Source organism: Stenotrophomonas sp. PS02298 (assembly GCF_029959445.1).
Classification (GTDB): domain Bacteria; phylum Pseudomonadota; class Gammaproteobacteria; order Xanthomonadales; family Xanthomonadaceae; genus Stenotrophomonas.
Genome location: NZ_JASCOR010000079.1, coordinates 1 through 19,878 on the forward strand (window position 1 = coordinate 1; position 19,878 = coordinate 19,878).

Genomic DNA, 19,878 nt, shown 5'->3' on the forward strand with positions numbered 1-19,878 from the left:
AGCCAAAGCCAAAGCCAAAGCCAAAGCCACACCCAAAGCCAAAGCCAAAGCCAAAGCCAAAGCCAAAGCCAAAGCCAAAGCACCCCTCCCCAACCCTCCCCTGCGCCTTTGGCGCAAGCGAGGGGGCTGATTGCTGCCGTCGTCAGGTGATGAAGAGGGTCCATTGGCCCCAGCCCCGGCTAGAATCCCCTGCATGAAAATCGCTTCGTGGAACGTCAATTCGCTCAATGTCCGCCTGCCGCACCTGGAACAGTGGCTGGCCGACTTTGCCCCCGACGTGGTCGGCATCCAGGAAACCAAGCTGGAGGACCACAAGTTCCCCGATACGCGGCTGCTGGAGCTGGGCTACCGCAATGTGTTCGTCGGGCAGAAGACCTATAACGGCGTGGCGCTGCTGTCGCGGCACCCGATCGAAGACGTGCAGATCGGCATTCCCGGCTTCGAGGACGAGCAGAAGCGGGTGATCGCCGGCACCGTCAACGGCGTGCGCATCATCAATCTGTACGTGGTCAACGGCCAGGACGTGGGCACCGACAAGTACGCCTACAAGTTGCGCTGGCTGGAGGCCGTACACGCCTGGGTCGCGGCCGAGTTGCAGAAGCATCCGCAACTGGTGGTGATGGGTGATTTCAATATCGCTCCGGATGACCGCGATGTGCCCGACACCAGCGTCTGGAATGAGGACCATATCCTCACCTCCACCGCCGAGCGCGCCGGTCTGCAGAAGCTGCTGGACCTGGGTCTGCATGACGCCTTCCGTCTGCACAACGACGAAGCTGGCATCTTCAGCTGGTGGGATTACCGCGCTGCGGGTTTCCGCCGCAATCTCGGCCTGCGCATCGACCTGACCCTGGTCTCTGATGCGCTCAAGCCGCGCGCTGTCGCCTCCGGCATCGACCGTGAGCCGCGCACCTGGGAACGCCCCAGTGATCACGCGCCGGCCTGGGTGCAATTGGCACAGGGCTGAAACAACAAGGCCCGGCTGTTGCCAGCCGGGCCTCGGTCGAATCGGCGCCAGAACGGTTAACGCACGCTTTTGCGTGTGAACAGATTGACGATGGCCAGCAGCACTACCGCGCCGACCAGTGACAACAGGAAGGAGCGCACGGTGATCGCACCATTGATGCTGCCGCCGCTGAAGAAGAAGCCGGCGATCATGGCGCCGACGATGCCCACCACGATGTTCAGGATGATGCCCTGCTGCGCATCGCGGCGCATGATGATGCTGGCCAGCCAACCCACGACGCCACCAATAATCAACCAGATGATGATGCCCATGCGCGAACCTCCCTGCCGTGAAGCACCCCGAAAGGTGCGGTGGCGACAGTCAACGCGCAGTGGCGTTAAGAACATGTTTGTCCGGGCAGGAGCCTGTTCAGCATGAGCCCCGCTGGTCGCCATTGGCAGTTTGGTCAGGTGGAGGTGTGGCTGTTGCCGCATACCCCTGGAACCCGTGGTGAGCCGCAGGCCCGCGAGGTGCTGGCCGGTGTTTTCGACACCACGCCCGAGGCCTTGCCGCTGACCCGCGATGAGCGCAGCCGGCCCTGGCTGATCGGCGAGCTGGCGCATTACGGCACCGGCTGGAGCCATAGCGGCGGTCATCTGCTGGTGGCGCTGGGCGAGGGCGCACGCCTGGGCGTGGACCTGGAGCGGCAGCGGCCACGCAAGCAGATGCGCGAGGTGATCCGTCGTTTCTTCCACCCGGGAGAGATTGCCTGGCTGGATGCGCTCGACGACAGCGGCTGCGAGCACTGGTTCTTCCGCGTGTGGTGCGCCAAGGAGGCGCTGCTGAAGGCGCACGGGCATGGCATTTCATTCGGGCTGGAGAAGCTGCGCTTCGCGCCGGATGCGGCGGGGGCCTTGCAGCTGGTGTGGTGCGACCCGGGCTTGGGCGACGCGACCCGCTGGCATCTATATGAGTGGCAGGCGACGGAGGATTTCCGCGCGGCGCTGGCGTGGTACCCGCTGTAGCTTCTGCCCCCTCCCTTTGGCCGCAGGCCAAAGGGAGGGCCGGGGAGGGGTAGCTGTTGCCGTTGCTCTTGCCCTGCGCGACAGATCAAAAGCCACATCCAAAGCACCCCTCCCCAACCCTCCCCTGCGCTACGCGCAAGGGAGGGGGCAAAGCTAAGCTTCGCCAAAGGGAGGGGGCCAAAAGCACCACTCCTGCGATAATCCCTGCCATGAACGACACCACTCTCCCGCGCGAAGTCGCCAGTGACCTCGACCACGGCTTGAAGGCCATGGGTCTGGACGCCGCCTTGGCCAAGCCCCTGCTGGCTTACCTGACCCTGCTGGTGCGCTGGAATCGCACCTACAATCTCACCGCCATCCGTGACCCGCGCGAAATGGTCACCCGCCATCTGCTCGACTCGCTGGCCATGGCCGAGCATGTCAGCAGCGGCAGCCTGGCCGATCTGGGCACCGGCCCCGGCTTGCCGGGTATCCCGCTGGCGATCACCCATCCACAGCTGCAGGTGACCCTGGTCGAGAGCAACGGCAAGAAGGCCCGCTTCATGCGCGAGGCCGTGCGCCAGCTTGGTCTGGGCAATGCCCGTGTCGCCGAATCCCGCGCCGAAGCGCTGGACGAGCCGGGTGCTTACGACAACCTCACTGCCCGTGCCATGGATACGCTGGCCGGCATCATCGAGGTTGGCGGTCATCTGCTGCGTCCGGGTGGCCAGTTGCTGGCGATGAAGGGGGTGTACCCGCACGAAGAGATCGCCCAGCTGCCCGCCGGCTGGCAGGTGCTGGAAGTGCGCCCGCTGCAGGTGCCGGGACTGGTTGGTGACCGCCATCTGGTGGTGGTAGAGCGCAAGGGCTAGATCTGTAGTGCCGAGCCATGCTCGGCAGGGGCTTTACCGGCCGAGGCCAAAAGCGCCCCCTCCCCAGCCCTCTCCTTGGCTGCGCCAAAGGGAGGGGGCAGGCGGTAGTGCCGAGCCATGCTCGGCAAGGGGCTTTATCGGCCAAGGCTAAAAACTGCCCTCACCCCAACCCCTCTCCCGCAAGCGGGAGAGGGGCTAAAGCAGTAGTTCCGGGCAATCCCCGCGGCTACGGCTCAAAGCGACCCCTCCCCAGCCCTCCCCTTGGCTACGCCAAAGGGAGGGGGCGAGGCAACGCCAAAGCGGAGCAGATCCGGGTGCTTTCCTGCCTTGAAGCCGCCCGTTACCCGGAAACCGATTTCCGCCTGCGCGCCGCTACCCCCATAATGACCAGTCCAACTTCGCCAACGAGGCTCTCCTGCATGGCTCGCATCATCGCCATCGCCAACCAGAAAGGCGGCGTCGGCAAGACCACGACGGCTGTCAATCTGGCTGCTTCCCTTGCCGCCGCGCCCAAGCGCGTGCTGCTGGTCGACCTGGACTCGCAGGGCAACGCGACCATGGGCAGTGGCGTGGACAAGCGTGAGGTGGCTGCGTCCACCTGTGACCTGCTGCTGGGCGAGGTCACCGCCGCCGAAGTGCGCGTCACCACGCCGGAAGGCTTCGACCTGCTGCCAGGCAACATCGACCTGACCGCCGCCGAGATCCAGCTGATGGACCAGGGCGAGCGTGAGCAGCGCCTCAAGCGCGCGCTGGCACCCATCCGCGATCAGTACGACTACATCCTGATCGACTGCCCGCCGGCGCTGTCGCTGCTGACGCTGAACGCGCTGGCCGCCGCCGACTCGGTGATCGTGCCGATGCAGTGCGAGTACTACGCGCTGGAAGGCCTGAGCGCGCTGGTCGAGACCATCGACGCGCTGAAGATCAACCTCAACCCGGCGCTGGAGATCGAAGGCGTGCTGCGCACCATGTTCGACGTGCGCAACAACCTGGCCAATGCGGTGTCGGCGCAGCTCACCGAGTACTTCGGCGACCGCGTGTTCCGCACCATCGTGCCGCGCAACGTGCGCCTTGCCGAGGCACCCAGCCACGGCCAGAGCATCGTCGGCTACGACCGCGCCTCGCGCGGCGGCGTGGCCTACCTGGGCCTGGCCGGCGAGATCATCCGTCGCAACAACGAACGCAAGCAGCCCTCCCGGGCCGTGGAGGCTGTCTGATGAGTGCAGCGAAAAAGCGCGGTCTTGGCCGTGGTCTTGATGCCCTGCTGGGCCCGAAGGGCGCCGTAACCCCGGTCACCGTCGCTGCCGTCGCCGAGCCGCAACCCGGCGAAGTGCTGCGCAAGCTGCCCATCGACCAGCTGCAACCCGGCAAGTACCAGCCGCGTCGCGACATGGACGAGGGCAAGCTGGCCGAACTGGCCGAGTCGATCAAGGCACAGGGCATCATCCAGCCGATCCTGGTGCGCCAGATCGAGGGCGGCAGCTACGAAATCATCGCCGGTGAACGCCGTTGGCGCGCTTCGCGCCTGGCCGGGCTGGACGAAGTGCCGGTGGTGGTGCGCGAGCTGGAAGACCGCACCGTCATCGCGATGGCGCTGATCGAGAACATCCAGCGCGAAGACCTCAACCCGCTGGAAGAAGCCGAAGCATTGGCGCGCCTGGTCAGCGAGTTCACGCTGACCCATGCCGAGGCCGCGCAGGCGGTTGGCCGCTCCCGCGCCTCGGTATCCAACCTGCTGCGCCTGATCGATCTGCCGATCGGCGTGCGCGTGCTGCTGGAAACCCGCCGCCTGGAAATGGGCCATGCCCGTGCGCTGCTGACGCTGGCGCCGGAACTGGCCACCAAGCTGGCCGAAGAAGCCGCCGAGCAGGGCTGGTCGGTGCGTGAAGTCGAGCACCGCGCACAGCAGTTCGCCGCCGGCAAGGTGCCGGGTGCACGCAAGGCCAAGCCGTCGCCGAGCGCGCCGCAGGCCGATATCGCATCGCTGGAAACCGAGCTGTCCGAATCGCTGGGTGCGAAAGTGGCGATCAGCCACGGCCGCGGCGGCAAGGGCAAGCTGGTCATCCATTACACCGATCTGGACACGCTGGATGGCGTGCTGGAGCGGCTGCGCGTCCGCCAGAACGGCTGACGTACTTCATTCCCCACGAGGTGCATGCAAGGCAATGAACCCCACCAAGGTCGACCGCAATCATCTATTGCGTCTGACCGACCTGCCGAATGTCGGGCCGGCCTGTGAAAAGGATCTCCGTCTGATCGGAATCCGGGTTCCCGCGCACCTGCGCGGGCGTGATCCCTACGATATGTATGCGCAGCTATGCCTGAAGACCGGCGTGGTGCACGATCCCTGCGTGATCGATGTCTTCCTGTCGGTGGTGCGCTTCATGGGCGGCGATGCGCCGCAGCCGTGGTGGGCATACAGCAAGGAACGCAAGGCAACCCTGGCCAAGGACGCGCCGCTCACCCTGTGGTGAGGCATGGCGGTGTTGGTGGTAATGAAGCGGAGCAGTGCATGACCCTACTCGTCACCGGTGCCGCCGGCTTCATCGGCGCTTATACCTGCCAGGCACTTGCCGCCCAAGGCGAGCGCGTGGTCGGGCTGGACAACTACAACGATTACTACGACCCGCAGCTCAAGCGCGATCGCGTCGCCGCCCTGTGCCCGCAGCTGGATATGCGCGCGCTGGACATCACCGACCGCGACGGCCTGGCCGCGCTGTTCGATGAAATCCAGCCGACGCAGGTGATCCACCTGGCCGCGCAGGCCGGCGTGCGTTATTCGCTGGAGAATCCGCACGCCTACGTCGAAAGCAACCTGGTCGGCTTCGTCAACCTGCTGGAGCTGTGCCGGCACCGCGGTGTCCAGCACCTGGTCTATGCGTCCAGCAGCTCGGTGTATGGCAACTCGGCCACGCCACCGTTCTCCGAAGACCAGCGCGTGGACCAGCCGCGCTCGCTGTACGCGGCCACCAAGGCCGCCAACGAGTTGATGGCCTATACCTACGCGCAGCTGTACGGCCTGAAGGCCACCGGCCTGCGCTTTTTCACCGTATATGGCCCCTGGGGCCGGCCGGACATGGCGCCGCTGCTGTTCTCGCGCGCGGTGCTGGCCGGGCGCAGCATCGATGTGTTCAACAACGGCCAGATGCGGCGTGACTTCACACATGTTTCTGACATCGTCGCCGGTATCCTCGGGGCGCTGTCGCATCCCTCCGCCCAGGCCACACCCCACCAGGTGTTCAACCTGGGCAACCACACCCCGGTGGAGCTGGAACATTTCATCGACGTGATCGCCTCGGCCGCGGGGCACCCGGCGCACAAGGTCTACAAGCCGATGCAGCCGGGTGACATGGTGGAAACCATGGCCGATACCTCGCGCGCCCAGGCCGCCTTCGGCTACGCGCCGGACACGCCGATCGAACTGGGCCTGCCGCCGGTGGTGGAGTGGTGCCGTAGCTACTTCGGGTCAAGCGCCTGACTCACCTTCCGCTAAGTTGAGTTTTGGAAAATGCGTGACCTTTCCTCAAATGCACAACCTGCGGAACCAGCAATGAACCAGCCCAGCCTCTCAGTGGTTGTTCCCGTCTTCAACGAACGCGACAACGTCACCCCGCTGGTCAATGAAATCACCGCCGCGCTGCGTGGCCAGATCGATTTCGAGATCGTCTACGTCGACGACAACTCCAAGGACGACAGCCTGCAGGTGCTGCAGGCGCTGAAGGCCACCAACCCGGAGCTGCGGGTGATGCACCATGTCAGCCAGAGCGGGCAGAGCACGGCAGTGCGCACCGGCGTCAAGGCCGCGCGCGCACCGTGGATCGCCACCCTCGACGGTGACGGCCAGAACGATCCGGCCGATATCCCCAAGCTGCTGGCCGCGCGCGCCAAGGCCGAACCGCAGGTCAGGCTGTTCGCCGGCTGGCGCGTCAACCGCCAGGATTCGGGCAGCAAGCGCTGGGCCAGCAAGTGGGCCAATGCCATCCGCGCGCGCATGCTGCGCGATGACACCCCGGACACCGGCTGCGGCATCAAGCTGTTCGAGCGCGCCGCCTTCCTTGACCTGCCGTACTTCGACCATATGCACCGTTACCTGCCGGCGCTGATGCAGCGTGCCGGCTGGAAGACGGTGAGCGTGCCGGTCAATCACCGCCATCGCACCGCTGGCGTTTCCAAGTACAACAACCTCGGCCGCGCGCTGGTCGGCATCCGCGACCTGCGTGGCGTGGCCTGGCTGATCACCCGTTCCAAGCGCACCGCGGTGGAAGAGGTCTGAGCATGGATTTCATGAACCAACCGCTGGTGTGGCTGGAGTGGACCGGCGTGCACATGTCGCCGTGGAAGCTGATCGGGCTGACCGGTGCGTTGATGTTCGGCGGCCGCTGGCTGGTGCAGTTCGTCGCCTCGCGCCGCGCCGGCAAACCGGTGATCCCACGCCTGTTCTGGTACATGAGCGTGCTCGGCAGCCTGATGACGCTGAGCTACTTCCTGTTCTCGTCCAAACAGGATGCGGTGGGTGTGGTGCAGAACCTGTTCCCCGCGTTCACCGCGCTCTACAGCCTGCGCCTGGATATCAAGCACCGTGGCTGGCAGCGCGACAAAGCCGGTCACTGAGCGGTCGACTGTGCCCAAATCCGGCGGTTTGCCGCCCGAATCCGTCTAGGTCGGGCGGCAGCTTCAATGCGATGATCGGGGTGAATGAACCACCTGGGGAATACCGATCGTGAAATCGCCGTTGACCGTTGCGCTGCTGCTCACCCTTGGCCTGAGCGCCACCCCGGCCTTTGCCGCCGCACCGTCGGCCCCGGCCACGCTGGTCACCCAATCGCTGGATGACCAGTTCAAGGCCATCTACGAGAAGGAATGGGCCTGGCGCCAGACCGGTGGCGGTGAAGCCAGCGAAGACAGCGACGCCCCGGCCAACAGCACGCGCCTGCCCGACGTCAGCGCCGAAGCACAGCAGGCGCGCCTGAAGGTGTGGGACGGGGTGCTGAAGCAGCTCGAGGCCATCGACCCGAGCAAACTCTCTGCCGAGAACCAGATCAACTACGCGATCTATCTGTACCAGGTCGAAAGCTTGGCAGATGAAGTGCGCCTGGGCAGCTATGAGATGCCGTTCAATTCGGATTCCTCGTTCTGGTCCAACCTCAGCTTCATGGCCCGCCGCGAGATGAAGACCGCGGAGGACTACCGCAACTACATCGCGCGCTTGAATGATGTGCCGCGTTACTTCGACCAGCAGATGGTCAATATGCGCGCCGGCCTTGCCCGTGGTTTCAGCGTGCCGCGTGCGGTGCTGGAAGGGCGCGACGTGTCGATCTCGACCGTGGCCGAGCTGAAGGACCCGACCGAGTCGCCGTTGTACGAGCCGCTGAAGAAGCTGCCCAACAGCATCCCGGCGGCCGAGCAGGCCAAGCTGCAGGCCGATGCCAAGCAGGCCATCAGCGGCAGCGTGGTGCCGGCGTTCGGCAAGCTGCTGACCTTCTACCGGCAGGAATACGTGCCGCGTTCGCGCACCACCCTGGCGGCCGAGAAAATGCCGGGTGGCAAGGAGTTCTACCGCCAGCAGATCCGCGAATACACCACGCTGGACCTGAGCCCGCAGCAGATCCATGCGCAGGGCCTTGCCGAGGTGAATCGCATCCAGCAGGAAATGAACGCCATCATCGACAAGGTGGGCTTCAAGGGTAAGAGCGAGCAGACCCGCTTCGCTGACTTCCTCGAATTCCTGCGTACCGACCCGCAGTTCTACGCCAAGACGCCGGACGAACTGCTGTGGCGTGCGGCGTGGATCTCCAAGCGCGTGGACGGCGTGATCGGCAAGTACATGACCTTGCCGCGCGCGCGCTTCACCATCGTGCCGGTACCGCCGGATATCGCCCCGTTCTGGACCGCCGGCCGTGGCGGCATGGGCACCTACTGGCTCAATACCTACAACCTGCCGGCGCGCCCGCTGTACAACCTGCCGGCACTGACCCTGCACGAGTCCGACCCGGGCCACGCCCTGCAGGGCGCACTCGCCGCCGAGCAGACCGGCCAGCCCGAGTTCCGTCGCACCGCCTATATCTCGGCCTATGGCGAAGGCTGGGGCCTGTACACCGAGAAGCTCGGCGTCGACATGGGCATCTACCAGACCCCGTACGAAGACTTCGGCCGCCTGACCTATGAAATGTGGCGCGCCTGCCGCCTGGTGATCGACACCGGCGTGCACCACTACGGCTGGGACCGCGACCGCGCGATCGCCTACCTGCGTGACCACACCGCGCTGAGCGAGCACGAAGTCACCACCGAAGTGGATCGCTACATCTCCTGGCCGGCGCAGGCACTGAGCTACAAGCTGGGCGAGATCACCATCGTCAAGCTGCGCGCGCAGGCCGAGAAGGAACTGGGCGACAAGTTCGACATCAAGGGCTTCCACGACGCCGTGCTCAAGCAGGGCTCGGTACCGCTGCCGGTGCTGGAGCAGCAGATCCAGGCCTACATCGCCGAGCGCAAAGCAGCGAAGTGAGTGCTCTGCCCCCTCCCTTGCGCAACGCGCAGGGGAGGGTTGGGGAGGGGTGCTCTTCGCAGTGACCAAAAGCCACAAGCAAAGCCACCCCCTCCCAACCTCCCCCTTGGCTGCGCCAAAGGGGAGGGGTAACAGCCGGTAGCTGAACCACCCCGCAGCTCTTGCGATTGTGTAACCCCACAAGCACCCGCTAACCTGCGCCGATGCTGCACGCCCTGCGCCACCGTCGCCTCCACCTGCTGCGCCTGCTGATGCTGGCGCTGGTCGGCATTGGCGTATTCGGCACCTCGCTGGCCGCAGCACTGACCGACATCCACATGCTGGCGCACACCGACATCGGTGCCGACGTGCATGAGCACGACGACGCCAAACTGGCGACCGCTCCGGATGCCGAAGACAGCGCCAACGCCCTGCTGCATGCCTTGGTGCACTGCGTGGACTGCCACGGCCACGGTGGCGTGTTGCCAACGGTCACTCCCGCCTGGATCGTGGCATCACCGCCTGCACAGCAGGCCGTCGCCATACTTGGCACGCAACGGGTCACGCACCCGACCGAGAGCCTGTTCCGCCCCCCGATAGCCGTCTGACGTCCTGGCCGCATGGCCGGTCCCCACGTCTGAACCTGCTATCTGGAGAAACCCATGTGGATGCGCCTGGCGGCTGTTGTCGCCTTTGCGCTGGTGCCGCGCGCGTATGCGCAGGCGCCGGTGCCTGTTGTGCCGTTGACGCTGGACGATGCCATCGTCCGCGTTGCCCTTGACCACCCCGAACTGCGCCTGATCGATGCGCAGCGCCCCGTGCTTGAAGCCCGCCGCGACGCGGCGTTGCTGCGCCCGCCGATGCAGTTGGGCGTGGAACTGGAGAACCTGCTCGGCAACGGCGATGCCCGTGGCGTGCAGGGCGCCGAAGCCACGGTCAGTCTGTCCGGTGTGCTGGAGCGCGGCGACAAGCTCGATGCGCGCCGCATGCTGGCCCAGGCCAATATCGATGCGCTGGCACCGCAGCGCGCCACCGCACGCCTCGATCTGCTCGCCGAAACCGCCCGCCGCTACCTCGCGGTGGCGCAGGCGCAAGCAGCATTGCAGATCGCCAATACCGATATCGAGCAGCGTCGGCGTGCGGTTTCCGCCGCGCGCCTGCGGTTGCAGGCAGGTGCTTCGCCGGAGTCGGTGCTGTTCACCGCGCAGGCAATGCTGGCGCAGGCGGAACTGGATCGTGATCGTGCCATCGAAGAAGCCAGCGCAGCGCGGCTGTCGCTGGCCGCGTTGTGGGGTGCGCGCATGCCTGACTTCAAGGCGGTGAGTGGCGATGCGCTGCAACTGCCGGCACTGCGTGATTTCGCATCGCTCAATGACGATCTGCAACGCGCGCCGGATCTGGCCGAGCTGCTCGGCGAGCAGCGCATCCGCGAGGCCCAGTTGGAACTGGTGCGTACCCGCAGCCGTCCGGATTGGAGCTGGCAGGTGGGCGTACGCAACAGCCGCGCCGACAACGCGAACTCGCTGGTTGGCGGCTTCAGCATTCCGCTGGGCAGCGCCCGCCGTGCCGCGCCGGAAATCCGCGAGGCGGAAGCCGATCTCGCCCTGCTTCCCTATCAGCGCCAGGCCCGCCAGCAGCAGCTGTACGCCACCCTTGCCGAAGCACACGGCCGCTATGTCACCGCGCGGCTGGAAGTGCAGCGCATGCAGGCGGACGTCTTGCCACAGTTGCAGAAGGCCGAACGTGCCGCCGAGCAGGCCTGGCGCGCCGGTGCCGCCAGCTACATGGAGTGGGCGCAGCTGCAGGCCATGCGCATTGAATCGCGGCAGCGCCAGTTGGACGCAGCCATCGCCGCACAGACCGCGCTGATCGAGATCCAGCGCCTCACCGGCCAGGGAATGCTGGCCACCGATGCAACCGTTGCCGTGGAGAACGCACGATGAGCCGTCCGATGAATGTTGTAGCTGCCGGCGTGCTGGCAATGAGTCTGCTGTTGGTGGGCTGCGGCGCTGAACCGGCGGCTGACGCCGCTGCCGGAAAGGCAGAAGAAGCTGGCCACGGCCATGATGAAGAAAAGGGCGGCGAACCAGACGGTCATGCCCACGACGAGGGCGAGGAAGCAGAAGCCGACCGCACCACCATCAAGGCGGCAATGGCCGAACAGTCCGGCATCCGCAGTGCCGCCGTGCAGGCCGGCACCATCGCTGATGAGCACGAAGTGCAGGGCCTGCTGACGCCGGTGGATGGCCGCGTCGCGCAGGTGATGGCGCGCTTCCCCGGGCCGATCCGCACCCTGCGTGCCAATGTCGGTGATCGCGTCAGCGCTGGCCAGACCCTGGCCAGCATCGACAGCAATCTCAGCCTGACCACGTACAGCATCAGCGCGCCAATCAGCGGCGTGGTGCTATCGCGGCAGGCACAGGTGGGCGCGGTCGCGGGCGAGGGCACGCCGCTGTTCGAGATCGGCGACCTGTCCGAACTGTGGGTGGACCTGCATATCTTCGGCAATGACACCCAGCACATCACCGCCGGCGTGCCGGTCACGGTCACCCGCATGACCGATGGCGTCAGCCAGGGCACCACGCTGGAGCGCGTGCTGCCAGGCACCGCCACTGCAAGCCAGAGCACCGTGGCCCGCGCCAGCGTACGCAATGACGATGGCCTGTGGCGGCCCGGTGCAGCGGTGAAGGCGCGCATCGTGGTGGCGATGCAGCCGGCGGCGGTTGTCGTGCCGCTTTCCGCGCTGCAGACCATGGAAGGCCGCGAGGTGGTGTTCGTGCGTGAGGGCGATACCTATAGTGCGCGTCCGGTGGTGTTGGGCGCACGCGATGCCGGCAAGGTCGAGGTCAAGGACGGTCTGCGCGTTGGCGAGCAGGTCGTGGTCGAGCAGAGCTATGTGGTCAAGGCCGACATCGGCAAGGCGGGGGCCGCGCATGAACATTGATCATCGCCTCTTCCAACGCGGAGGGCGCCGCCATGCTTGAGCGCATCATCCGCAGTGCCATCGCCCATCGCTGGATGATGATGGTGCTTACCTTCGCATTGATCGCGATCGGCAGCTGGAGCTTCACCCACCTGTCCATCGATGCAACGCCGGACATCACCAACGTACAGGTGCAGATCAACACCGCCGCCGATGGCTACTCACCGCTGGAGACAGAACAACGCATCACCTATCCAGTGGAAACGGTGATGGCGGGTCTGCCGAAGCTCGAACAGGTGCGTTCCTTGTCGCGTTACGGCCTGTCGCAGGTGACGGTGGTGTTCAAGGACGGCACCGATCTGTACTTCGCCCGCCAACAGGTTGCCGAACGCCTGCAGCAGGTGAAGTCACAGTTGCCGGAGGGCCTGGACCCGCAGCTGGGACCAATCGCGACGGGTTTGGGCGAAATCTTCATGTACACCATCGATGCCGATCCCAAGGCGCGCAAGCCCGATGGTTCGCCATACACCGCCACCGACCTGCGCACGCTGCAGGACTGGGTCGTGCGGCCACAGTTGCGCAACGTGCCCGGCGTCACCGAGGTCAATACGATTGGTGGCTACCAGCGGCAGATCCACATCACCCCGGATCCGGCCAAGCTGCGTGCGCTGGGCTTCACCCTGGATGATGTCGCCGAAGCCGTGGAAGGCAACAACCAGAACATCGGCGCCGGCTATATCGAACGCAACGGCCAGCAGTTCCTGGTGCGCGTGCCCGGGCAAGTCGCGGGACTGGAGGAAATCGGCAACATCGTGCTTGCCCGCCGCGAAGGCGTTCCCATCCATGTGCATGACGTTGCCGATGTCGCAGAAGGTCCTGAACTGCGCAGCGGTGCCGCCACCCAGAATGGCCACGAAGTGGTGATGGGTACGGTGGTGATGCTGGTCGGTGCCAACAGCCGCGAAGTGGCACAGGCCGCTGCGGCCAAGCTGGAACAGGCGCAGCGCAGCCTGCCCGAAGGCGTCACCGTTACCGCCAGTTATGACCGTACTGCGCTGGTTGATCGCACCATCGAGACCGTCGCCAAGAACCTGCTGGAAGGCGCGCTTCTGGTGATCGTGGTGTTGTTCCTGTTGCTGGGCAACTTCCGTGCGGCGCTGATCACCGCGGCGGTGATTCCGCTGGCGATGTTGTTCACCCTGACCGGCATGGCGCGTGGCGGTGTCTCCGCCAACTTGATGAGCCTTGGCGCGTTGGACTTCGGTCTGATCGTCGATGGTGCGGTGATCATCATCGAGAACTGCCTGCGCCGCTTCGGCGAACGCACGCACGCGCTGGGCCGGGCGATGACCCGCGAGGAACGCTTCGCCGAAACCGCCAGTGCCACTGCAGAAGTCATCCGACCGAGCCTGTTCGGCCTCGGCATCATCACCGCGGTCTATCTGCCGATCTTCGCGTTGACCGGCGTCGAAGGAAAAATGTTCCACCCGATGGCGATTACCGTAGTGCTGGCGTTGAGCGGCGCGATGCTGTTGTCGCTGACCTTCGTTCCAGCGGCAATCGCGATGTTCCTCGGTGGTCGCGTGGAGGAAAAGGAAAACCGCTTGATGGCGTGGTTGCGCGCACGCTACGCGCCGTTGCTGGCGTGGGTGATGCGACGCGGACGCCTGGTGGTTGCCGGTGCCGTGGTGCTGGTGGTTGCTTGTGGCTTGTTGGCAACGCGCTTGGGCAGCGAGTTCGTGCCCAACCTCGACGAAGGCGACGTCGCCATGCATGCGATGCGTATTCCCGGCACCAGCCTCACGCAGTCGGTGAACATGCAGAAGCAGGTGGAAGCACGCCTGCAGCAGCTGCCGGAAGTGGAGAAGGTGTTCTCCAAGATCGGCACACCGGAAGTCGCCTCCGATCCGATGCCGCCCTCGGTCGCGGATACCTTCATCATGATGAAGCCGCGCAAGCAGTGGCCGGACCCGCGCAAGCCACGCGCACAGCTGCTGGCCGAGCTGGAAGCAGCGGTGGAGGAGTTGCCGGGTAACAACTATGAGTTCACCCAGCCAATCCAGATGCGCATGAACGAGTTGATCTCAGGCGTGCGTGCCGACGTGGCGGTGATGCTGTTCGGCGACGACATGGAAACGCTGGCGCAGGTTGGTCAGCGCATCGTCGCAGTGGCCAACAAGGTGCCGGGTGCGGCCGATGTGCGCCTGGAGGAGACCAGCGGGCTGCCCTTGCTGACGGTCACGCCAAACCGCGCGGCATTGGCGGGTTATGGACTCAACCCGGGGCAGCTGCAATCCACGGTTTCCACGGCCGTTGGTGGACGCGTCGCCGGGCAGTTGTTCGAAGGTGATCGCCGCTTCGATATCGTCGTACGCCTGCCGGAAAACATCCGCCAGGACCCGGCGGCACTTGCCGATCTGCCGGTGTCACTGGAGCCTGCATTGGCACAGGACAGCGCCGATGAATCCAGCCGTGCGGGTGGCTGGCGCAGCGGCGATGCGCGCACGGTTCCGCTGCGTGAATTGGCAAGTATCGAAAGCAGCGAAGGCCCAAACCAGATCAACCGCGACAACGGCAAGCGCCGCATCGTGATCACCGCCAATGTGCGTGATCGCGATCTGGGTGGCTTCGTCAGCGAGTTGCAGCAGGCCATCGATGCGCAGGTGAAGGTGCCTGCCGGCTACTGGGTGGAATACGGCGGCAGCTTCGAGCAGCTGATTTCGGCCAGCCAGCGGCTGGCGGTGGTGGTGCCGGTGACCTTGCTGCTGATCTTTGCCTTGCTGTTCTGGGCGTTCGGCTCGGCGCGCGATGCCAGCATCGTGTTCAGCGGGGTGCCACTGGCCTTGACCGGTGGTGTCTTGGCGCTGGCATTGCGTGGCATTCCCTTGTCGATCTCGGCCGGCGTTGGTTTCATCGCGTTGTCCGGTGTGGCGGTGCTCAACGGCCTTGTGATGATCAGCTTCATCCGCCACCTGCGTGAGCAAGGGCGAAGTCTGGATGTGGCCGTGCGCGAAGGCGCTCTTGGTCGGTTGCGGCCTGTATTGATGACTGCCCTGGTCGCATCGCTGGGCTTCGTACCAATGGCCTTCAACGTAGGCGCAGGTTCGGAAGTGCAGCGACCGCTGGCAACGGTGGTGATTGGCGGCATCGTCTCGTCCACCTTGCTGACCTTGCTGGTGTTGCCGGTGCTGTACCGCTGGCTGCACAGGAATGGAAAGTAGCGCCTGCTTGGCTTGAGGATTTTGCTTTTGCTTTTGCTTTTGCTTTTGCTTGAAGCTCCTGCTTCGCTTAAAGCCCCTCTCCCGTTCACGGGAGAGGGGGTGGGGTGAGGGCAGCTTTTCGCTGGTAAGGCCTCTGCCGAGCATGGCTCGGCACTACTGTTCTAGCCCCTCTCCCGTTTATGGGAGAGGGGTTGGGGTGAGGGCAGCTCTTCGCTGGTAAGGCCCCTGCCGAGCATGGCTCGGCACTACTGTTCTAGCCCCTCTCCCGTTCACGGGAGAGGGGTTGGGGTGAGGGCAGCTCTTCGCTGGTAAGGCCTCTGCCGAGCATGGCTCGGCACTACTGTTCTAGCCCCTCTCCCGTTTACGGGAGAGGGGTTGGGGTGAGGGCAGCTTTTCGCTGGTAAGGCCCCTGCCGAGCATGGCTCGGCACTACTGTTCTAGCCCCTCTCCCGTTCACGGGAGAGGGGTTGGGGTGAGGGCAGCTTTTCGCTGGTAAGGCCCCTGCCGAGCATGGCTCGGCACTACTGTTCTAGCCCCTCTCCCGTTTACTGGAGAGGGGTTGGGGTGAGGGCAGCTCTTCGCTGGCAAGGCCCTTGCCGAGCATGGCTCGGCACTACCGTTTCAGCCTTGGCTGTTCTTCACCCATCTCTGCAAGTCCAGCCATATCGGCGCGATAATCCAGCAGAGCCTTCCCCCGGAACCAAGATGAGCGACTGCTGCGGCTGCGGCAAAACCCTGGAAGTCGAACGCATGCAGGCGCAGCAGCGCCGCGTGCTCTACCAGGTGCTTGCAATCAACCTGATCACCTTCGTGATGATGATGCTCGCCGCCTGGCACAGCGGCTCGGCCTCATTGCTGTCCGGCAGCCTGGACAACCTCGGTGATGCGCTCACTTACGCGCTCAGCCTGGCGGTGGTCGGTGCCAGCCTCGCCGCCAAGGCGCGTGTCGCCATGCTCAAGGCGCTCTTCATCCTGTGCGCGGCAATTGCGGTTGGCGCAGGCATCGCCTGGAAGTTGGCGCATCCGCACCTGCCGCTGTTCGAAAGCATGGGCATCGCGGCGCTGCTCAACCTCGCCGCCAACCTGGTCTGCCTGCGCTTGCTGTGGCCGTACCGGCTGGGCGACATCAACCTCGCCTCGGCATGGGCATGCTCGCTGAATGACGTCTACGAAGGTTCGGCGGTGATCCTGGCAGCGCTGGCGGTGTGGGCATTCGGTGCCGGTTGGCCGGATTTGTTGATCGCGGTGGCCTTGCTGCTGTTGTTCCTGCGCTCAGCCTGGAAAGTCGCGCGGGCAGCGTGGCGCGAGCTGCGCGCCCAGCGTGCGATCGCTGCCAGCACGTCACGCTGAGTTGCCGCTTGTTCTCGCGCTGGGCACAGTAGGGGCTGGCATCCAAGGAGTGATCCATGCGCTTTCGCATCCTGCCTGTGCTCGGTCTGTTGTTGCTCAGCGGCAATGCAGCTGCCGAGGCAGAAGACATCTACATCGAATTCCTGTGGTCGAAAACGCCAACGGGTGCATTGGCCCGTCAGCAGACCCGGCAGTTCGTGATGCAGGGCCAGCATGATCACCAGGTCTGTGTTGCCGCCAATGCCAAGCCCACCGATGTGGGCGGCTTGCAGATCGAGATGCTGGATGCCGACGGCAAGCGGGTGTCACTGCAACAACACGACGACTACCGCGGCAGCAAACAGTGTTACCGCGCTGACCTGGGCGCAGATCTGGCCGAGGCCGGCGCAGCCGGCGATTGGACGGCGCGTGTGAACCTCGGCGATGGCCGTACACAGACGGCCAGCATCCGGGTCGACAGGACGCTGGAGGATTCACCGCAGTTCCTTGATCGCGGGCAACCCTATGTCGCCGGCCGGCCAAACTACGACGCCTCCATCCCGGCCGGGCAGTGGGTGGGCAAGCTGGTGTGGGCGATGGACGTGGACCCGCAGGGGCGGGTGACCCATGTCGAGGTGGAAGTGGCCGAAGGCGTGGGTGAACGCCTGCGTGAGCGTGCGATCGCCGCCGGTTACCTGAGCCTGTTCCCGCCGGATCCGGCGCGCGCGACGGTGCCGTTGCGCTGGCGCCGCACCCTGCAGTTCGCCTCGGAGTAAGCCCACTCGCAGGCCGTGGAACCGCCTGTTTGTTGCTATTGATGGCATTGCACGAGGGGGCCAAGTACGCTTTCACCATGCGTACAAAGCCCAATGCCCAACCCAACCAGAGCCTGATCGATGGCATCGCCACCTTGCAGGCGCTGGCCTCGTCTCCCGAACCGGTCGGTTGCCGCGAACTGGCCCGCCAGCTCGATGCCAACCCGACCCGGGTCAACCGCCTGCTCAAGACCCTGGCCTATCTGGGCATCGCCCGGCAGACCGCTGACCGCAAGTACACCGCCGGGCCCGGCATGCATGTGCTGGCCGCACAGAGCCTGTTCGCCTCGGGTCTGATCCGGCGCGCGTTGCCGGTGCTGGAGAGCCTGCGCCGCTTCGGCCACACGGTGGCGATGGGTGTGCTGTGGAATGACAGCGTCAGCTATCTGTTCCACGCACCGCCGGGAATCGAGGCGGCACGCGGCCTGGGCCGCATCGGCCTGCTGCCGGCGACCACCAGCGGCATCGGCATCGCCTTGCTGGCCCAGTTGTCCGACGAGGAGGTGCGCGAGCTGTACGCGGACAAGCCGATCCCGATGTTCCCGAACGGCATAGAGCAGCTGCTGGCGACCCTGGCCGTTACCCGCAGCCAGGGCCATGCGCGCGTGCATGTGGCCGATGAGCGCGACCACCATGTCGTCGCCATCGCCATGGGCGACCCGGTGCATGCCGGTATCGCGATGTCAGGCTGGATCCCGGAATCGGCCACTGACGAACTGGTTCGTGCGCTGCAGGCCGCCGCCGCTGAAATCGGCTGATCCAGCCGGAACAGCCGTGGCGCAGTGCGGCTTGACCTGTTGCTAAAATAGCAATACGTTGCAGCCTTCCGAAGGGGAGGCGTTGTCGATGGCCAAGCGCGGGTTCGCATGACGGGGACGGGCAGGACCAAATGGGTTTTGCTGGGGCTGCTGTTCTTCTCCACCGTCATCAATTATCTGGACCGGCAGGCGCTGTCGATCCTGGCCACGACCATCCAGGCCGATCTGGACATGTCCGACCTGGAGTACGCGCGGGTCGTGCAGGTGTTCCTGTTCGCCTATGCCGCGGCCTACGTGATGGCCGGCCGCGTCACCGATTGGTTGGGTGCACGGCTGTCGCTGCTGTTGTTCGTTGGCTGGTGGTCGCTGGCCAACATCGCCACCGGGTTGGTGCGCACGCCGCTGGAACTGGGCGCGGCACGCTTCGCGCTTGGGCTGGGTGAGCCGGGCAATTACACCGTGGGCAGCAAAGTGGTGTCCGAGCAGTTCCCCTCGCGTCAGCGCGGGCTGGCGCTGGGCCTGTACACCGCAGGCGCGATGATCGGTGCGACCTTGGCGCCGCCGCTGATCGGCGGTATCGCCCTTGCTTATGGCTGGCGCAGCGCGTTCTGGATCACCGGCGCGGCTGGCTTGCTGTGGATGATCGCGTGGTGGTGGGTCTACCCGCGTGGCAAGGCCAAGGCTGCGGCGCCTGCACAAGCGCTGGCAGCAGATGCGGCTGCTGCTTCGCCAGCGGTCGCCGAAGAAGCACTGCCGGCAGCCGCGCCATCGATGAAAGGCGTGTGGGGCAGGTTGGCGCGTGATCGCACGGTGTGGGCGCTGGTTGCTTCGCGCGCGGTGGCCGATCCGGTCTGGTACTTCTATCTGTTCTGGTTTCCCAAATACCTGGGCGATGCGCGCGGCATGAGCCTGGCGACGATCGCCTCGCTGGCCTGGGTGGTGTACGTGGCCGCGGATATCGGCAGTGTCGGTGGCGGTCTTATTTCCGGCCGGCTGGTGAAGCGCGGCATGGACCCGGTGCGCGCACGCCTGACCACCATGGTCGGCGCGGCCTGCCTGGCGCCGGTCGGCATCTTCGTCGCGATGCACCCATCGATCCCGGTATTGCTGGGGCTGGCCTGCCTGGTGACGTTCGCGCACCTGGCCTACCAGATCAACCTGACCACGATGACCCTGGATATGTTCCCTTCGCGCTACATCGCTTCGGTGGCGGGATTGGTGGGTTGCGGCAGTGCGCTGGGCGGCATGTTGTCGGCGCAGGTGGTGGGGCATCTGGTGGCGGACGGAAACTTCGATCGCGCCTTCATCCTGATGGCCTTCCTGCATCCGATCGCGGTGGGGCTGGCGTGGACTGCATCGCGGTTGGCGCGGCGCTCGCCGATGACCTTGGTCGGACCGCAGGCGGCAAGCGTGGCTGGTTGAAACCTTGTTGCACTGAAAAGGCCGGCGCGGGTTACCGCTCCGGCCGTTTTCCTGCTGCTCAGCTGATCGCTTCGGCGTGTTGCCCGAACAACGCGTTGGGCGTT

At 65.3% G+C, this 19,878-nt stretch carries 19 protein-coding genes; 18 read left to right on the forward strand and 1 reads right to left on the reverse strand.

All coding sequences use genetic code 11. The annotated features are described in order from the left end of the window. Positions 1-193 precede the first annotated feature (193 nt). Positions 194-967, forward strand: a complete 774-nt coding sequence (gene xth / locus QMX78_RS12655) for an exodeoxyribonuclease III (protein ID WP_282270039.1) — start codon at positions 194-196, stop codon at positions 965-967. A gap of 56 nt (positions 968-1,023) precedes the next feature. Here the strand turns inward: xth and QMX78_RS12660 are convergent, their stop codons facing one another. Next, positions 1,024-1,278, reverse strand: a complete 255-nt coding sequence (locus tag QMX78_RS12660) for a GlsB/YeaQ/YmgE family stress response membrane protein (protein ID WP_282270042.1) — start codon at positions 1,276-1,278, stop codon at positions 1,024-1,026. 102 nt (positions 1,279-1,380) lie between these two features. On the opposite strand from QMX78_RS12660, the gene QMX78_RS12665 reads away from it, so the two are divergent. The 17 genes from QMX78_RS12665 (at position 1,381) to QMX78_RS12745 (ending at position 19,774) form a co-directional block, all read left to right on the forward strand. Beyond that, positions 1,381-1,971: a 4'-phosphopantetheinyl transferase superfamily protein gene (locus QMX78_RS12665; protein ID WP_282270044.1), complete on the forward strand. Its 591-nt coding sequence runs from the start codon at positions 1,381-1,383 to the stop codon at positions 1,969-1,971. Between the two features lie 209 nt (positions 1,972-2,180). Beyond that, positions 2,181-2,822, forward strand: coding sequence for a 16S rRNA (guanine(527)-N(7))-methyltransferase RsmG (gene rsmG / locus QMX78_RS12670; RefSeq protein WP_282270046.1), 642 nt, complete (start codon positions 2,181-2,183; stop codon positions 2,820-2,822). A 419-nt stretch (positions 2,823-3,241) separates the two neighbouring features. Then, a complete protein-coding gene (locus QMX78_RS12675; protein WP_282270048.1) occupies positions 3,242-4,039 on the forward strand; it encodes a ParA family protein in 798 nt (265 codons plus the stop codon). Continuing rightward, positions 4,039-4,953 (forward strand): ParB/RepB/Spo0J family partition protein, encoded by a 915-nt coding sequence (locus tag QMX78_RS12680; RefSeq protein ID WP_282270050.1) that lies wholly within the window; start codon positions 4,039-4,041, stop codon positions 4,951-4,953. Before QMX78_RS12675 ends, QMX78_RS12680 begins: the two co-directional genes overlap by 1 nt. 34 nt (positions 4,954-4,987) lie before the next feature. Further along, positions 4,988-5,296, forward strand: coding sequence for a helix-hairpin-helix domain-containing protein (locus tag QMX78_RS12685; RefSeq protein WP_282270052.1), 309 nt, complete (start codon positions 4,988-4,990; stop codon positions 5,294-5,296). A 38-nt stretch (positions 5,297-5,334) separates the two neighbouring features. Beyond that, entirely contained in the window at positions 5,335-6,300 is a 966-nt protein-coding gene (locus tag QMX78_RS12690) for an SDR family NAD(P)-dependent oxidoreductase (protein WP_282270054.1), read from the forward strand. Between the two features lie 72 nt (positions 6,301-6,372). Continuing rightward, a complete protein-coding gene (locus QMX78_RS12695) occupies positions 6,373-7,095 on the forward strand; it encodes a glycosyltransferase family 2 protein (RefSeq protein ID WP_282270056.1) in 723 nt (240 codons plus the stop codon). Next, complete coding sequence (locus QMX78_RS12700; RefSeq protein WP_282270077.1) at positions 7,092-7,433, forward strand: lipid-A-disaccharide synthase N-terminal domain-containing protein; 342 nt, start codon at positions 7,092-7,094, stop codon at positions 7,431-7,433. Before QMX78_RS12695 ends, QMX78_RS12700 begins: the two co-directional genes overlap by 4 nt. A gap of 109 nt (positions 7,434-7,542) precedes the next feature. Continuing rightward, on the forward strand, positions 7,543-9,327 hold the full coding sequence (locus QMX78_RS12705; RefSeq protein ID WP_282270057.1) for a DUF885 family protein: 1,785 nt from the start codon (positions 7,543-7,545) through the stop codon (positions 9,325-9,327). A 203-nt stretch (positions 9,328-9,530) separates the two neighbouring features. Beyond that, positions 9,531-9,914, forward strand: coding sequence for a hypothetical protein (locus QMX78_RS12710; protein ID WP_282270059.1), 384 nt, complete (start codon positions 9,531-9,533; stop codon positions 9,912-9,914). Between the two features lie 54 nt (positions 9,915-9,968). After that, complete coding sequence (locus QMX78_RS12715; RefSeq protein ID WP_282270064.1) at positions 9,969-11,249, forward strand: TolC family protein; 1,281 nt, start codon at positions 9,969-9,971, stop codon at positions 11,247-11,249. Next, positions 11,246-12,250, forward strand: coding sequence for an efflux RND transporter periplasmic adaptor subunit (locus QMX78_RS12720; RefSeq protein WP_282270066.1), 1,005 nt, complete (start codon positions 11,246-11,248; stop codon positions 12,248-12,250). Before QMX78_RS12715 ends, QMX78_RS12720 begins: the two co-directional genes overlap by 4 nt. Before the next feature lie 32 nt (positions 12,251-12,282). Further along, entirely contained in the window at positions 12,283-15,450 is a 3,168-nt protein-coding gene (locus QMX78_RS12725) for a CusA/CzcA family heavy metal efflux RND transporter (protein ID WP_282270068.1), read from the forward strand. A 705-nt stretch (positions 15,451-16,155) separates the two neighbouring features. After that, positions 16,156-16,800 carry a cation transporter gene (locus QMX78_RS12730; RefSeq protein WP_282270070.1) on the forward strand — a complete coding sequence of 215 codons (645 nt, stop codon included), beginning with the start codon at positions 16,156-16,158 and terminating at the stop codon, positions 16,798-16,800. Between the two features lie 56 nt (positions 16,801-16,856). Continuing rightward, on the forward strand, positions 16,857-17,555 hold the full coding sequence (locus QMX78_RS12735) for a hypothetical protein (protein ID WP_282270072.1): 699 nt from the start codon (positions 16,857-16,859) through the stop codon (positions 17,553-17,555). 77 nt (positions 17,556-17,632) lie between these two features. Further along, positions 17,633-18,352 carry a helix-turn-helix domain-containing protein gene (locus tag QMX78_RS12740; RefSeq protein WP_282270074.1) on the forward strand — a complete coding sequence of 240 codons (720 nt, stop codon included), beginning with the start codon at positions 17,633-17,635 and terminating at the stop codon, positions 18,350-18,352. A 138-nt stretch (positions 18,353-18,490) separates the two neighbouring features. Beyond that, positions 18,491-19,774 carry an MFS transporter gene (locus QMX78_RS12745; protein WP_282270076.1) on the forward strand — a complete coding sequence of 428 codons (1,284 nt, stop codon included), beginning with the start codon at positions 18,491-18,493 and terminating at the stop codon, positions 19,772-19,774. Positions 19,775-19,878: the final 104 nt, after the last annotated feature.

What these genes read in the sequence shown, in the direction of transcription:
- xth (WP_282270039.1), top strand. Translation starts at nt 194, where the DNA reads ATGAAAATCGCTTCGTGGAACGTCAATTCGCTCAATGTCCGCCTGCCG.
- QMX78_RS12660 (WP_282270042.1), bottom strand. Translation starts at nt 1,278, where the DNA reads ATGGGCATCATCATCTGGTTGATTATTGGTGGCGTCGTGGGTTGGCTG.
- QMX78_RS12665 (WP_282270044.1), top strand. Translation starts at nt 1,381, where the DNA reads ATGAGCCCCGCTGGTCGCCATTGGCAGTTTGGTCAGGTGGAGGTGTGG.
- rsmG (WP_282270046.1), top strand. Translation starts at nt 2,181, where the DNA reads ATGAACGACACCACTCTCCCGCGCGAAGTCGCCAGTGACCTCGACCAC.
- QMX78_RS12675 (WP_282270048.1), top strand. Translation starts at nt 3,242, where the DNA reads ATGGCTCGCATCATCGCCATCGCCAACCAGAAAGGCGGCGTCGGCAAG.
- QMX78_RS12680 (WP_282270050.1), top strand. Translation starts at nt 4,039, where the DNA reads ATGAGTGCAGCGAAAAAGCGCGGTCTTGGCCGTGGTCTTGATGCCCTG.
- QMX78_RS12685 (WP_282270052.1), top strand. Translation starts at nt 4,988, where the DNA reads ATGAACCCCACCAAGGTCGACCGCAATCATCTATTGCGTCTGACCGAC.
- QMX78_RS12690 (WP_282270054.1), top strand. Translation starts at nt 5,335, where the DNA reads ATGACCCTACTCGTCACCGGTGCCGCCGGCTTCATCGGCGCTTATACC.
- QMX78_RS12695 (WP_282270056.1), top strand. Translation starts at nt 6,373, where the DNA reads ATGAACCAGCCCAGCCTCTCAGTGGTTGTTCCCGTCTTCAACGAACGC.
- QMX78_RS12710 (WP_282270059.1), top strand. Translation starts at nt 9,531, where the DNA reads ATGCTGCACGCCCTGCGCCACCGTCGCCTCCACCTGCTGCGCCTGCTG.
- QMX78_RS12715 (WP_282270064.1), top strand. Translation starts at nt 9,969, where the DNA reads ATGTGGATGCGCCTGGCGGCTGTTGTCGCCTTTGCGCTGGTGCCGCGC.
- QMX78_RS12720 (WP_282270066.1), top strand. Translation starts at nt 11,246, where the DNA reads ATGAGCCGTCCGATGAATGTTGTAGCTGCCGGCGTGCTGGCAATGAGT.
- QMX78_RS12725 (WP_282270068.1), top strand. Translation starts at nt 12,283, where the DNA reads ATGCTTGAGCGCATCATCCGCAGTGCCATCGCCCATCGCTGGATGATG.
- QMX78_RS12730 (WP_282270070.1), top strand. Translation starts at nt 16,156, where the DNA reads ATGAGCGACTGCTGCGGCTGCGGCAAAACCCTGGAAGTCGAACGCATG.
- QMX78_RS12735 (WP_282270072.1), top strand. Translation starts at nt 16,857, where the DNA reads ATGCGCTTTCGCATCCTGCCTGTGCTCGGTCTGTTGTTGCTCAGCGGC.
- QMX78_RS12740 (WP_282270074.1), top strand. Translation starts at nt 17,633, where the DNA reads ATGCGTACAAAGCCCAATGCCCAACCCAACCAGAGCCTGATCGATGGC.